Annotated in this window: 11 protein-coding genes and 1 tRNA gene; 6 read left to right on the top strand and 6 right to left on the bottom strand. The window is 61.0% G+C overall.

Features of this window, described 5'->3' with window-relative positions; all coding sequences use genetic code 11:
• Positions 1-62 precede the first annotated feature (62 nt).
• The 3 genes from ACS4RR_RS02130 to ACS4RR_RS02120 all read left to right on the top strand — a co-directional run bounded on the left by ACS4RR_RS02130 (position 63) and on the right by ACS4RR_RS02120 (position 3543).
• Positions 63-872 (top strand): MerR family transcriptional regulator, encoded by an 810-nt coding sequence (locus ACS4RR_RS02130; RefSeq protein ID WP_018068682.1) that lies wholly within the window; start codon positions 63-65, stop codon positions 870-872.
• Positions 873-1125: 253 nt separating this feature from the next.
• Positions 1126-1752 (top strand): ribonuclease D, encoded by a 627-nt coding sequence (locus ACS4RR_RS02125; protein WP_017966430.1) that lies wholly within the window; start codon positions 1126-1128, stop codon positions 1750-1752.
• Positions 1753-1983: 231 nt separating this feature from the next.
• On the top strand, positions 1984-3543 hold the full coding sequence (locus ACS4RR_RS02120) for a hypothetical protein (protein WP_456189647.1): 1560 nt from the start codon (positions 1984-1986) through the stop codon (positions 3541-3543).
• Positions 3544-3721: 178 nt separating this feature from the next.
• Here ACS4RR_RS02120 and rpsA read toward each other — a convergent pair whose 3' ends face one another.
• From rpsA to aroA, 3 genes are all read right to left on the bottom strand, one after another.
• Positions 3722-5425 carry a 30S ribosomal protein S1 gene (rpsA, locus tag ACS4RR_RS02115; RefSeq protein WP_003544285.1) on the bottom strand — a complete coding sequence of 568 codons (1704 nt, stop codon included), beginning with the start codon at positions 5423-5425 and terminating at the stop codon, positions 3722-3724.
• 174 nt (positions 5426-5599) lie between these two features.
• On the bottom strand, positions 5600-6247 hold the full coding sequence (gene cmk, locus ACS4RR_RS02110) for a (d)CMP kinase (RefSeq protein WP_456189646.1): 648 nt from the start codon (positions 6245-6247) through the stop codon (positions 5600-5602).
• 73 nt (positions 6248-6320) lie between these two features.
• Positions 6321-7679: a 3-phosphoshikimate 1-carboxyvinyltransferase gene (gene aroA, locus ACS4RR_RS02105; protein ID WP_456189645.1), complete on the bottom strand. Its 1359-nt coding sequence runs from the start codon at positions 7677-7679 to the stop codon at positions 6321-6323.
• A 276-nt stretch (positions 7680-7955) separates the two neighbouring features.
• Here aroA and ACS4RR_RS02100 point away from each other — a divergent pair, with 276 nt between their 5' ends.
• Positions 7956-8339, top strand: coding sequence for a TIGR02300 family protein (locus ACS4RR_RS02100; protein WP_129422251.1), 384 nt, complete (start codon positions 7956-7958; stop codon positions 8337-8339).
• Between the two features lie 151 nt (positions 8340-8490).
• Positions 8491-8566 (top strand) — tRNA-Ala (locus ACS4RR_RS02095).
• A 154-nt stretch (positions 8567-8720) separates the two neighbouring features.
• Here the strand turns inward: ACS4RR_RS02095 and ACS4RR_RS02090 are convergent.
• Together ACS4RR_RS02090 and ACS4RR_RS02085 are read right to left on the bottom strand one after the other, a co-directional pair.
• Positions 8721-9053 (bottom strand): ArsR/SmtB family transcription factor, encoded by a 333-nt coding sequence (locus ACS4RR_RS02090; RefSeq protein ID WP_456189644.1) that lies wholly within the window; start codon positions 9051-9053, stop codon positions 8721-8723.
• Positions 9054-9305: 252 nt separating this feature from the next.
• Positions 9306-10892, bottom strand: a complete 1587-nt coding sequence (locus tag ACS4RR_RS02085) for a bifunctional aminoglycoside phosphotransferase/ATP-binding protein (RefSeq protein WP_456189643.1) — start codon at positions 10890-10892, stop codon at positions 9306-9308.
• A 109-nt stretch (positions 10893-11001) separates the two neighbouring features.
• Between ACS4RR_RS02085 and ACS4RR_RS02080 the strand changes: the two genes are divergently transcribed.
• Complete coding sequence (locus ACS4RR_RS02080) at positions 11002-11352, top strand: 3'(2'),5'-bisphosphate nucleotidase CysQ family protein (RefSeq protein WP_456189642.1); 351 nt, start codon at positions 11002-11004, stop codon at positions 11350-11352.
• A 186-nt stretch (positions 11353-11538) separates the two neighbouring features.
• On the opposite strand, the gene ACS4RR_RS02075 is transcribed toward ACS4RR_RS02080, so the two are convergent.
• Complete coding sequence (locus ACS4RR_RS02075; RefSeq protein WP_170262718.1) at positions 11539-12522, bottom strand: zinc-dependent alcohol dehydrogenase family protein; 984 nt, start codon at positions 12520-12522, stop codon at positions 11539-11541.
• Positions 12523-12713: the final 191 nt, after the last annotated feature.

The raw sequence follows: 12713 nt of genomic DNA, 5'->3' as shown, positions 1-12713 counted from the left end.
GCTTCAAACATCACGTTTTTTGATGAAAGCTCTGGGGCGATTGGAATCAGGGATATTGGCGGATGAACGATAACGGGCCTGTGCGCTACAAGGTGGCGGAAGCCGCGCGGCTGGCGGGTGTTTCGGCCTCGACGCTACGCCTCTGGGAAAGCCAGGGTCTGGTGGTTCCCGGCCGTTCGCAAACCGGTCATCGGCAATACAGCGCCGACGATGTGGCGCGGTTGAAGCGCATCTCCTGGTATCGTGTCGAGCGCGGCCTCAATCCCGCGGCAATCCGCGAGGCGCTGGAGAGCGAGGAGCCTTCCGCCGATGGCGCCGAGGCAAGCCAGGATGGCGGCCTCGGCCGCAAGCTGCGCAGCCTGCGCCATGCGAGCGGCAAGACGCTCGATCAGGTGGCTGGCGACATCGGCGTCAGCTCTTCGACGCTCTCGACGCTGGAGCGCACCTCGCAGGGCGTCAGTTTCAAGACGCTGCACGATCTCGCCGAATATTACGGCACCACCGTCTCCCGCCTCTCCGGTGAAGAAAGCGGGGACGTGCCGGCGCTGGTGCGCGCCGGCGAATGGCGCAAGTGGCCCGAAACAACCCCGGGCGTCGCGGTGCAGCTCCTTGCCGAAGGCCGCAGGATGATGGACTGCCACCGTTTCGTGCTGGCGCCGGGGGCTGCCAGCGAAGGCGCCTATCGCCACGAGGGCGAGGAATTCATGCATGTTCTGTCCGGCCGGCTCGAACTGGTGCTCGACAGCGATCAGTTCTTCGATCTCGGGCCTGGCGATTCACTTTATTTCGAAAGCCGCCGCGACCATTCCTGGCGCAACCGCCACGATGGCGAAACCGTGCTTCTCTGGATCAACACCCCGCCGACATTCTGAACGGCTAACACGATGCGGAGACGAAATGAGGTAGAGCGTCCTTTGTGCGTCCAGGAGGACGCACGGCGCTCCAGCGGCTGGAAAGCGGTTTCGCACTCTGCGCCATTGCGCTATAGCGCTGCTGGATAAATTCTTAAATCGGAATCGATTTCAGGATAAAATTAAGCAGCCATTCAAAGTGCTACAGCGTCCTTTGCGCGTCATAAGAGACGCGCGGCGCTGTAGGGGATGCATTCGAACGAAAGACAATCTCATGGCAGCGACCATACGTTATCACGAAGGCGATATTTCCGCGGCCGATGCAGCCCGCTACACCGGCGCGATTGCGATCGACACCGAAACACTCGGCCTTGTGCCGCGCCGCGACCGGCTCTGTGTCGTCCAGCTTTCGCCGGGTGACGGCACCGCCGATATCATCCGCATCGCCGCCGGCCAGAAAGAGGCGCCCAATCTCGTCGCCCTGCTCGAAGACCCTACCCATCAGAAGATCTTTCATTACGGTCGCTTCGATATTGCCGTGCTCTTCCATACCTTCGGTGTCACGACGACCCGGGTTTTCTGCACCAAGATCGCCTCGCGCCTGATCCGGACCTATACGGATCGCCACGGCCTCAAGGACAATCTCAAGGAGATGCTCGACGTCGATGTCTCCAAGGCGCAGCAATCTTCCGATTGGGCGGCCGAGACTCTGTCCCCGGCCCAGCTCGAATATGCCGCCTCCGACGTGCTTTATCTGCATGCATTGCGCGACAAGCTGACGGAACGCCTGATCCGCGATGGCCGCTACGATCATGCGACGGCCTGCTTCGAATTCCTGCCGACCCGCGCCAAGCTCGACCTGCTCGGCTGGGAAGATGCCGATATCTTCGCCCATAGCTGAGCGAATTGCCTTCATTCTGCGTTTGCCAATAGGCGTACGGCAGGCTTGCCGGCGGCCGTTAGCGATTCGTTAACGCCTGTTCATTAATATTCCTGTTAATTTTTATGCATTTCGATGACGCCGGAACTGCGTCATGCGGACAGGAGGATCTGCTGGGATGCAAGGGGACCGGATGAGCGCGGTCCTTTTCTAGAGCCTGCTTTCATCGTCACTTTACGAAAGGAGCATGCCATGTTGACTCCCGTTCGTGCAGCGTCCAATGCAAGCTTTTCGTCCCAGAGTCAGACAGCGGCGATCGTCGCCAGTGGTCTCGGCCAATCGGTGATTGCCCCCGCGCCTGTCAACGCAGTCGAGGCCGCCGACCTCAATTCCGCCATTGCCGGCAAGCTCAATATTCTGCTCCTTGCGGCGCGCGAGCGCATGGTCGAAGCCCTTTTCGATGTCATCGACGCGGCAGGCCGCTCGATCTCGCTGGAGCGTGGCGAGGACGAGAGCAATCTTGCCTTCGCCTCTCGGCTCGCCGATGCCATCCGGCGACTGCCAACCGCCAGGATCGACGAGGTCGAGCGCCAGCTCACCGAGAATGGGCATAGCGTGCCGCTCCGGACGATCGCCGAGGCCCTGAAGAACCCGACAGGTCCTGAAGCCGCCCGCGTCGTCGCCTATCTGGAGATCGTCCGCTATAAGGATCGCGATCTCGCCGCCCGCGCCGTCGTCCGCTCCTATGGCCAGAACGATGCATCGCCGATGCGCACCGAAGCTCGCCCTGAGATCCGGCTGCCCGAGATAAGGCTGCATGAGGACAGCCTGCCTGCCGCCATGCACCAGCCGGCCGACGCGGCGCCCGCGTCAGCCGATTCGCTGATCGAGGCCGCAGCTTTGGCGACCGTCGAAGAAGCGGTCATCGCCGAAGCCGTGGAAGCTGCCGATCCGGAATCGCCGAAGGCTGAGAACCGGGCTCAATCCGCCCCTGTCACGGCAAGGGAGATCGCCCCGGAAAAATCTGCGCCGCGGGAGATCGAAGCCGGGCAACCGTTGCCGACGGAAGCCGCAGCGGCCGACGATACGCCGGCAACGCCGGAGCCGGCTGCCATCCAAACCAGTGCGATGGCGGAAAAGGTCGATCCTGTCATTCCCAGGAACTGGGCAGGAATTGTCGCCTCGATGACCGAAGAAGTCTCCGAGATGATCGTCACCATCATCCGCGAACAAGACGTCCAGACCGTGTTGGAGGATGTTCCCGTCGAGGCGGCGGTGGAGATCGATACGATCCTCGACGACGCCGTCATCAGCGATGCGACCGAAACCCTGACCAGGCAGCCGGCCGAATTCACCGCACCCGATCCTCGCCAATCCGCAGCACTCCGCCCATCGCAGATGGATATCGAGGCCGCGGCTGCTGCCGCCCGTCAGCCGAAAGAAATCTCCGCGCAACCGCAGATGAGGCCGGTTCCCGAGATGGCCGAGGCTTCCTATGTGCCGTTGGCGGCAAGGATGCCGGAGGGATTTGCCTATAGCCAGCTGCCCTACCAGTTCGCCAAGGATACGCCGTCGAACGAGAAGGCAGGCGAAACGCACCACCAGCATCAGCACCACCGTGACGACGCGTCCGAGGATCAGCAGCAGGCGCAGTCCGACGGCGGCGATGCCGAGCCCGACGCTGAAGAAACCGCCGCCGCACCCGAGCGGAGGACGCCAAGGATGATCGATGCCGAACCATCGGTCTATCAGCCAGGAGTGGCCGACGACCCGGTCTATGCGCTCTATCAGCGCATGGTCGGCTGGGAATAGAGCAATTCCAGGAAAAGTGCGAAGCGGTTTTCCGTCCGGGATTGCGTAAAAACAAGAGGATAGAGCGGTTCTGGGCTCCGTTAAAAGCTGAACCGCTCTAGCACTTTTCATCGCCTGAAAATGAAGAACCCGCCGGATCGCTCCGGCGGGTTCTTCAATTCAAAGGCGGATGCGAGGCTTATTCGCCGCCGCGGTTCTTCAGGGCTGCGCCCAAGATGTCGCCGAGCGAAGCGCCGCTGTCGGACGAACCGAACTGGGCAACGGCTTCCTTCTCTTCCGCAATCTCCAGAGCCTTGATGGACAGCATGATCTTGCGGTCCTTCTTGGAGAAGTTGGTGACGCGGGCGTCGAACACCTGGCCGACCGAGAAGCGCTCGGGGCGCTGCTCGTCGCGGTCGCGGGCGAGGTCGGCGCGACGGATGAAGGACGTGATGTCCTCGTGGTTGACGAGCTTCACTTCGACGCCTCCGTCGTTGACCGCGATGACTTCGCAGGAAACGACTGCATTCTTGCGCAGGTCGCCAGAAGCAGCGGCGTCGCCGACTGCATCCTTGCCGAGCTGCTTGATGCCGAGCGAGATGCGTTCCTTCTCGACATCGACGTCGAGAACGACGGCCTTGACGACGTCACCCTTGTTGAACTCCTCGATGACCTGTTCGCCTGGACGGTTCCAGTCGAGGTCGGAGAGGTGCACCATGCCGTCGACATCGCCGTCGAGGCCGATGAACAGGCCGAATTCGGTCTTGTTCTTGACTTCGCCTTCGACTTCAGTGCCAGCCGGATGGCTGCGGGCGAATGCTGCCCACGGATTTTCCAGCGTCTGCTTGAGGCCGAGCGAAATACGGCGCTTGGACGGATCGACTTCGAGAACGACGACTTCGACTTCCTGGCTCGTGGACAGGATCTTGCCGGGGTGAACGTTCTTCTTGGTCCAGGACATTTCCGAGATGTGGATCAGGCCTTCGATGCCCGGCTCCAGCTCGACGAATGCACCGTAGTCGGTGATATTCGTGACGGTACCGGAAATCTTCTTGCCTTCCGGATACTTGGCCTGGATGCCATCCCACGGATCGCTCTCGAGCTGCTTCATGCCGAGCGAGATACGGTGGGTTTCCTGGTTGATGCGGATGATCTGAACCTTGACCTGCTGGCCGATGTTCAGGATTTCCGACGGATGGTTCACACGGCGCCATGCCATGTCGGTGACGTGCAGCAGGCCGTCGATGCCGCCGAGGTCAACGAACGCACCATAATCGGTGATGTTCTTGACGACGCCGTCAACAACCTGGCCTTCTTCGAGGTTCTGAACGATTTCAGAACGCTGCTCGGCACGGGATTCTTCCAGAACCGTACGGCGCGAAACCACGATGTTGCCGCGGCGCTTGTCCATCTTGAGGATTTCGAAGGGCTGCGGATTGTGCATCAGCGGGGTTACGTCGCGGATCGGGCGAATATCGACCTGAGAACGCGGCAGGAAGGCGATCGCACCGTCGAGGTCGACCGTAAAGCCGCCCTTGACCTGGTTGAAGATCACGCCTTCGACGCGCTCGCCAGCTTCGAACTTGGCTTCGAGCTTGACCCAGCTTTCTTCGCGGCGAGCCTTCTCGCGCGACAGAACGGCTTCGCCAAGCGCGTTTTCGATGCGCTCGACATAGACTTCGACTTCGTCGCCGACCTTCAACAGGCCGTCCTTGGCGCGCGCGCCAAATTCCTTGAGCGCGATGCGGCCTTCAACCTTCAGGCCGACGTCGACAACGGCGACGTCCTTCTCGATGCCCGTGACGATGCCCTTGGTGACATAGCCTTCGGCCAGGTCGTTCTTGGCAAAGGACTCTTCGAGAAGAGCCGCGAAATCCTCGCGGGAGGGGGTAGCTACTGACATAAAATCTCCTGCGTGTCCTGAAACGGAAGCGGACACGTATGCGCCGGTTGGTTTGCGTTGAACGGGCCTGAACCCAGTCCGCCCTCTTACGAAGGCAATCCGGCGCTTGGACGGAATTTCAGGCTTGCTGTATGAGAAGCGATCCATGCTCAGAGCACGCAAAATCGCTTGAATTTAGGCATTTCGGCTCAAGACCGCATCGATGATCGATTGAGCAGCTTGAAACGCGGCTTCTATACTCATTTCCGACGTATCAAGCAAGTGCGCATCATCAGCTGGTTTCAAAGGGCTGTCGGCCCGTCCCATGTCACGTTCGTCGCGCCGCTTGACGTCCTCGAAGATCGCATCGAAATCCGCCGTCAGGCCTTTGCCGAGGATCTCGTCATAACGGCGTCTTGCACGGACTTCCGGCGACGCCGTTACATAGAATTTCACCGCCGCATCCGGGCAGACGACCGTGCCGATATCGCGCCCATCGAGCACCGTTCCCGGCGCTTTCGTCGAAAACCGCCGCTGCGCCTCGACCAGCGCCCGGCGCACCGCCGGCATGACGGCAATCTTCGATGCGGCTTCGCCGATCTCATGTGTGGAAAGTATATCACGATCCAACCCAGCGAGTTCAACCTCTCTTGCGATCTTTTCCGCTACCGCCTCGTCGTCGAGCGGCAGGCCGGCATCGATCAGCGCCTTGGCCGTGGCGCGATAGGTCAGGCCGGTATCGAGATGGTGATATCCGTAGCGCTCTGCGATGAGGCGCGAGAGCGTGCCCTTGCCGGCTGCCGCCGGGCCATCGATGGCGATGATGAAAGTCTCGTTTGTCATCAAATCAGTCCCTGCGGCAGTGCGTGGTAACGATTAATGAGTTCGTCTTTGCGGAAATGCGGCAGCCGGCACATCATTCCGCCACCAGCTCGATCTTCGCTCCAAGGCCGGTCATCAGCTGCATGAATTCCGGAAAGCTGGTCGCGATCATCGCCGCGTCGTCGATCGTCACAGCATGCTCCGAGGCAAGCCCCAGGACAAGGAAACTCATGGCAATGCGATGGTCGAGATGCGTCCGGACTTGGCCGCCGGCAGCGTTGCCGATGCCCCTGCCGTCTGGCCGGCCGCGCACGATGAGAAAATCCTTGCCCTCGTCGCAGTCGACGCCATTCAGCTTCAGCCCGTCGGCGACGGCGGAAAGGCGGTCGGACTCCTTGACGCGCAGTTCCTCCAGCCCCTTCATGACCGTCGCGCCCTCGGCGAAACAGGCAGCGATGGCCAGAATAGGATATTCGTCGATCATCGACGGCGCCCGACCTTCGGGAACGCTGACGCCCCTGAGCTCGGAATGGCGCACGCGCAGATCCGCCACGTCCTCGCCGCCGGCAAGACGTGCATTCACCACCTCGATATCGGCCCCCATTTCCTGCAGCGTCAGGATCAGCCCCGTGCGGGTCGGGTTCATCAGCACGTTGACAATGGTGATGTCGGAGCCGGGAACAATCAGCGCCGCAACCAGCGGGAAGGCGGTGGAGGAGGGGTCGCCGGGAATGTCGATCACCTGGCCCTTAAGCTTGCCGCGGCCTTCGAGCCGGATTGTGCGGACGCCATCCCCGTCCGTCTCGACGGAAAGGGCGGCACCAAAGCCCTGCAGCATCTTTTCGGTATGGTCGCGCGTCATCACCGGCTCGATGACCGTGGTGACTCCAGGCGTATTGAGGCCGGCAAGCAGCACGGCCGATTTCACCTGGGCGGAGGCCATCGGCACCCGATAGCGGATCGGGCTCGGCGTTCCCGAGCCCCTGAGCGTCACCGGCAGCCTGTCGCCGTGGGAGGCGCTGACCTGCACGCCCATTTCGCGCAGCGGAGCGAGCACACGGCCCATCGGCCGTTTCGAAAGCGAGGCGTCGCCTGTGAAGGTGGAGTGAAAGTCGTAGGTGCCGACGAGACCCATGGTCAGTCGCACGCCGGTGCCAGCATTGCCAAAATCGAGCGGCGCGTCAGGCGCAAGCAGCGGCCCATTGCCGGTGCCGTCGATCACCCACTGCGCGCCCTCCTTGCGGATCCTGGCGCCCATCGCCTGCATTGCCCGGCCGGTATTGATCACGTCCTCACCCTCGAGCAGGCCGGTGATCCGCGTTTCGCCGGAAGCGAGCCCGCCAAACATGAAGGAACGATGCGAGATCGACTTGTCGCCCGGAATGCGGACGCTGCCCTTGAGACCGGCGGATTTGCGGGCGGTGGCGGGCCTGGGCGCAGAGCCGTTCGGCATGGCTTAATCCTTTGCAAACGCAGTCTATTCTTGCCGCAAGGCAGGCTTGGCCGGTCGCAATTCCGGTCCGCTTCTGCAGCTGTTGCGGCTCGTTAACATAAACGCGCCGGGCGGTCATCCGTCGGCTTGCCAAAATCCCGGCGCTCGGATCGCAAAGTTTGGCTTTGACATGCGAAGCCACAGCGATTAAGGGGACCGGCTTATAAATTCCGATGGAACGCCGGCTTGAACGGCATCTGCCGAATCTCATATTCGGCTATTCACACGAGGCTTATAGTGGCGAAAGCGGAACTTGGAACCAAGCGTACCGATCCGGAAACCGGCAAGAAGTTTTATGATCTGAACCGGGATCCGATCGTTTCTCCTTATACCGGCAAGTCCTACCCTCTGTCCTTCTTCGAAGAAACCTCGGCGATCGCCGAGGTTGCCGAGGAAGACGAGGTCGCGGAAGTCGATACTGAAAACACCGAAGTCGAACTGGTTTCGCTGGAAGACGCCGATGACGCCGCCGCCGGCGACGACATCCCCGATATCGGCGATGACGATGTCGAAATCGAAGGCGATGACGACGACGATACCTTCCTCACCCCCGACGAAGATGACGATGATGACGACATGAGCGATATCATCGGCGTGACCGGCGACGAAGACGAAGTCTGAGACCGCATTTCGGCCCGGCGAGGAAAAAATTCTCCGGGCCGCATTTTTTTAGGCTTGCTATCTCCGGAAACCGGAAGTAATAAGCCGCCACTCCGCAGGGCACGTGCCTTACGAGTATCCCAGGACCGGCCATGAGCCGGACCACCTTGATGGGGCTATAGCTCAGCTGGGAGAGCGCTTGCATGGCATGCAAGAGGTCAGCGGTTCGATCCCGCTTAGCTCCACCAAACTCGTTAGCCAACCAGGTCTTCCATGTAAAGCTCGGCCTGTAGGGCTTCGTTCCATTCATCAGAGTGGACCGGACAATAAAAACCTTGGATCTAACAGTAGGCTGCGGCTGGCTGCCTTTGGCAGGATCGATGCTCCGGCCGATCGCGATCTTCACGCGACCTCGGGGCTAAAGTCTGAGAAGCCGAACATCGACAACTGGAGTCCGTCGGGAAACAATATGCCGTTGAGAAGAGAGACGGCTTTCTCGCTTCGATGGCTGGCGAGCGAATAATAGATTGTCTGAGCTTCGCGGCGCGCCTTGACGACCTGCTGACGTTTCAGCACGTTCAGATGGTGCGATAGCGCCGACTGGCTGAGCCCGACACTTGTGGCGAGTTCCGTGGCTGAGATCTCACCCTTGGCCAGCGTGCGCAGCACGGCTAAACGGCTGACGTTGGCGAGCGCGGAAAAATAGTCCGCCAGCTCACGGTCATTTACGATCATGGCGTGCCTCCTCTGAACACGAAATGTACATTAGCGGCGGGCGAGATTTGCTCATTGACCTAACGCAAATCGCATGGTGAGAAGGCCGCGTCACAAACGCGCTGAAGGTCAGCACGGCCCGTGGTGAAAACGGAACGCTGTTCGATCCGTAATCGTCCGGCGACGAAAGCAGGGCGTTGGCTTCAGCTTGACTATGCCAGTCATTTCGCCTGACGGCATCATGCGGTCGCGCCAGCGGACGGCTGATGCGGCTCAGGACGAGCGGTCTGCCGGCTGACAGGGGACGGGCTCGATGACTTTTGCCTTAGTGCGCAGCATGATCTCCTCGGCGAGCCTTTCGGCGGGCTGCGTGGCGTCGAGGCGCGGCCATGCGATGGCGCCCGTCTCATGCGCGAACTGCTGCGCCAGGATATCGACCGTCGCGTCGGAGGGGCTGCCAACCCGTGCCGCAACGCGCTGCCACAGCAGTGCCGGATCGGCTTCGAGCCAGAAGGCCGAAAAGGGATGGTGGCCTTCTTCCGCCGCTTCCTCGATCATCCGCCGGTGGACCGGCTTGTCGAAAACCGCATCGGCCACCGCCGAACTGCCTTCCGCAAGGATGAGACGGGCGCGCCAGGCCATCTCCTGATAGACCTTTGCCGAGACCTCTGGCCGGTACGCGGCCTTCGGCAGCCTCGTCTCTGCCGGAACGCCGTGCATTGCCTTGCGGATGCGGTCGCTTTCGATGATACGTGCTCCCGGCGCGAGGCCGATCCGCGGCGCCAGCACTTCTGCAAGCGTCGTCTTTCCCGATCCGCTGAGGCCGCCGAGCGCGACGAGTTGTCCCGGCACCTGATGCAGGAGAGACCGGGCGAGCTGGAAATAGGAGCGCGCCTCATCGGTCAACATCGCCGCACGATCACCTGCATCCTCCGCCTGAGTGGCGATCACATGAGCCCGCACGGCAGCGCGTACGGCAATGAAGAACGGCAGTGCTGCAAAACCGTCGTCCTCGTCCGTCTCGTCGAGATAACGGTTCATCACGAGGTTCGCGAACTCGGGATGCCCTCGATGCCAGAGATCCATCAGCAGGAAGGCTAGGTCGTAGAGAATGTCGGTGGTGGCAATCTGATCGTTGAACTCGATGCAATCGAACAGGCATGGTTCGCCATCAAGCAAGAATATATTGCGGAGATGCAAGTCGCCATGGCAACGCCGGACCTTGCCGGCCAGCCCCCGCCGGTCCAGGAGTTGGGCGAGCCGCGCGAGGTGCCTCTCGAAGGCCCCGGTCAGTTCCTCGATCTCCTTGGCGGAAAAGATATGGCTAGTCGCAAAGCCGGCCTTATTGACCTTCAGCACCGCAGCCATGCTCGCCGCCCCGCCGTTGGCACTCATGACCGGCGCGAGACGATGAAAGCCGACGATCGCCCTTGCAAGGGATGTCATCATCGACGACGTCAATCCGCCGGAGGTGGCGATATGATCGAGTAGCAGCGACTGATCGAAACGCCGCATTTCCACCAGAGCATCATGCAGGGTCCCTTGACCATCAAGCGCAAGGCCACCGTCCTTTTCCAGCGTGATCGTCCTGACTCCGAGATAGATGCCGGGCGCCGTGGGCGCGTTCAATTCCACCTCTTTCCGGCATGTCGCCAGCCTTTTCTCCGCCGAGGAGAAATCGGCATAGGGCAGCTTCACGGCGCGCTTCATCTTGTAGGCGCGGTCCCCGGCAAGAAAAATGCGCGAGATATGCGTCTCGAGCACTTCGACCGGCTGCCCATCCTGGGGCAATGCGTCGTTGAGAAAGGAAACGGTTGCCGACTGGTCTTCCGTGATCATCTGCAAACTTTCAGCTGACATGCCGCACTATCGAAAGCATCGCCCTGCCTCCGCGACAATACATTGACCCGTATCAATGCTCGGACCGCCGCCACATCTCAGAACGAAAGCGAGACCCGGGGTCGCGGGGGTGAAAATCAACCTGTCTTCGAGAAGGCAGCTTGTCGAAGCGCTGATCGCGGTGATCCGGAAAGCCGGCGATGCCGCGCTCGCGTTGCAGGACGACGACGTTGCGGTAAGAGCCAAACAGGACGGTTCACCCGTCACCGCCGCCGATCTTGCCAGCAATGACATCCTGCGCGCAGCATGCCTGGCGGTCTTTCCGGCAATGCCTGCCCTCGGCGAAGAAGACAGCCATGTCTTCGAGGCCCGCAAGGACTCAGATTCCGCTCTCGTAATCGATCCGCTCGACGGCACGAAGGAATTCATAAAAGGCCGAGACGAGTTTGCTGTCAATATCGCCCTATGCACCCGCCCGTGACCGGCTTTTCTTCTCCTACGGCGCCGGACTTGCATTCGAGCAAACAGCCGGCAGTCAGCGCCGCAGCCTGCCCCGCCCTTCCGCTCCACGGCGTCATCCGATCGCGCTTGTCAGCCGCTCTCATCTCGATCCCCGGACCGAAGCGCTCCTGGTCGCGCTGCAACGCCCCAGCAATAGGCCCGTGGCTCAAGGCTTCAAGACGGCCGCTCCACTCAATCGGCCGGCACGCAAGTCGTCAAGCGCCCTATTGGCTTCGGTAAGCGGATAGACAATCGTATGGGTTCTGATGCCTGCCTGGCGGGCGATGGGGAAGAATTCCTCCGCATCCTTGCGCGTGAGATTTGCGACCGAAACAACGCTTCTCTCCCCCCAAATCAGCGCATAGGGCATAGCCGGAAGGTCACTCATGTGGATGCCTCCGCAGACGACCCTGCCGCCCTTGCGCACCGCCTTCAGCGCTGCCGGCACGAGTTCGCCGACCGGAGCGAAGATGATTGCCGCGTCGAGCATGACGGGCGAAGGTTCATCCGAGCTTCCCGCCCACGAAGCGCCAAGGCTGAGCGCGAAGCGTTGCGCTGCCTGATCGCCGGTGCGTGAGAAAGCATAGACCTGACGGCCCTGCCAGCGGCATATTTGCGCGATGATATGGGCGGCTGCACCGAATCCGTAAAGCCCGATCCGGGCACCGTCACCAGCCTTTTTCAGCGAACGCCAGCCAATGAGACCCGCGCATAGCAGCGGCGCAAGAGCGACCGGATCGGCCTCGCCGTCAAGTGCAAATGCATAATCTGCGTCGGCAACCACATGGGTGGCAAAACCTCCGTCGCGCGTATATCCGGTAAATTGCGGCTGGTCGCAGAGATTTTCATCTCCGGTGCGGCAGAACGAGCAGCAGCCGCATGTGTGGCCGAGCCAGGGCACACCAACCCTTTGCCCTATGCGTGATGGCGCGACACCTTCCCCAACGGCCTCGACGATGCCGACGATCTCATGGCCGGGAACGAGTGGAAGCTTCGGGTTCGGAAGGTCGCCGTCACAGACGTGAAGATCCGTCCTGCAGACGGCGCAAGCTTCGATCCTCAACGTCAACTGGCCCGTTCCAGGCACGGGATTAGCGCGCTCTACCAGACGCAAGGGGGTCGCGATCCTTTCCAAAATCATTGCTTGCATCAGCTTCTCCTCACCTCGCAAACCGGCACCCTTTTGAAAACGCGTCAATCGGCATGAACGCGCGTCAAGGATACGTCCTGCCCATTCTCGTTTGCCGTTTTCGTTACGTGACGACGGCCCAGATTGATCCTTCTCAATGCATCGGCATTCCATGTCACATCGTGGTATAGTTCAAATGAAATAACGTGCGC

Source organism: Rhizobium zaerense, assembly GCF_051810725.1.
Lineage (GTDB): Bacteria > Pseudomonadota > Alphaproteobacteria > Rhizobiales > Rhizobiaceae > Rhizobium > Rhizobium leguminosarum_I.
The sequence above is the reverse complement of the archived record's forward strand: the minus strand, read 5'-3'. Positions and strand labels throughout refer to the sequence as shown.

Excerpts from the sequence above, each read along its gene's own strand:
- ACS4RR_RS02130 (WP_018068682.1), top strand. The coding sequence starts at position 63 with ATGAACGATAACGGGCCTGTGCGCTACAAGGTGGCGGAAGCCGCGCGG.
- ACS4RR_RS02125 (WP_017966430.1), top strand. The coding sequence starts at position 1,126 with ATGGCAGCGACCATACGTTATCACGAAGGCGATATTTCCGCGGCCGAT.
- ACS4RR_RS02120 (WP_456189647.1), top strand. The coding sequence starts at position 1,984 with ATGTTGACTCCCGTTCGTGCAGCGTCCAATGCAAGCTTTTCGTCCCAG.
- rpsA (WP_003544285.1), bottom strand. The coding sequence starts at position 5,425 with ATGTCAGTAGCTACCCCCTCCCGCGAGGATTTCGCGGCTCTTCTCGAA.
- cmk (WP_456189646.1), bottom strand. The coding sequence starts at position 6,247 with ATGACAAACGAGACTTTCATCATCGCCATCGATGGCCCGGCGGCAGCC.
- aroA (WP_456189645.1), bottom strand. The coding sequence starts at position 7,679 with ATGCCGAACGGCTCTGCGCCCAGGCCCGCCACCGCCCGCAAATCCGCC.
- ACS4RR_RS02090 (WP_456189644.1), bottom strand. The coding sequence starts at position 9,053 with ATGATCGTAAATGACCGTGAGCTGGCGGACTATTTTTCCGCGCTCGCC.
- ACS4RR_RS02085 (WP_456189643.1), bottom strand. The coding sequence starts at position 10,892 with ATGTCAGCTGAAAGTTTGCAGATGATCACGGAAGACCAGTCGGCAACC.
- ACS4RR_RS02075 (WP_170262718.1), bottom strand. The coding sequence starts at position 12,522 with ATGCAAGCAATGATTTTGGAAAGGATCGCGACCCCCTTGCGTCTGGTA.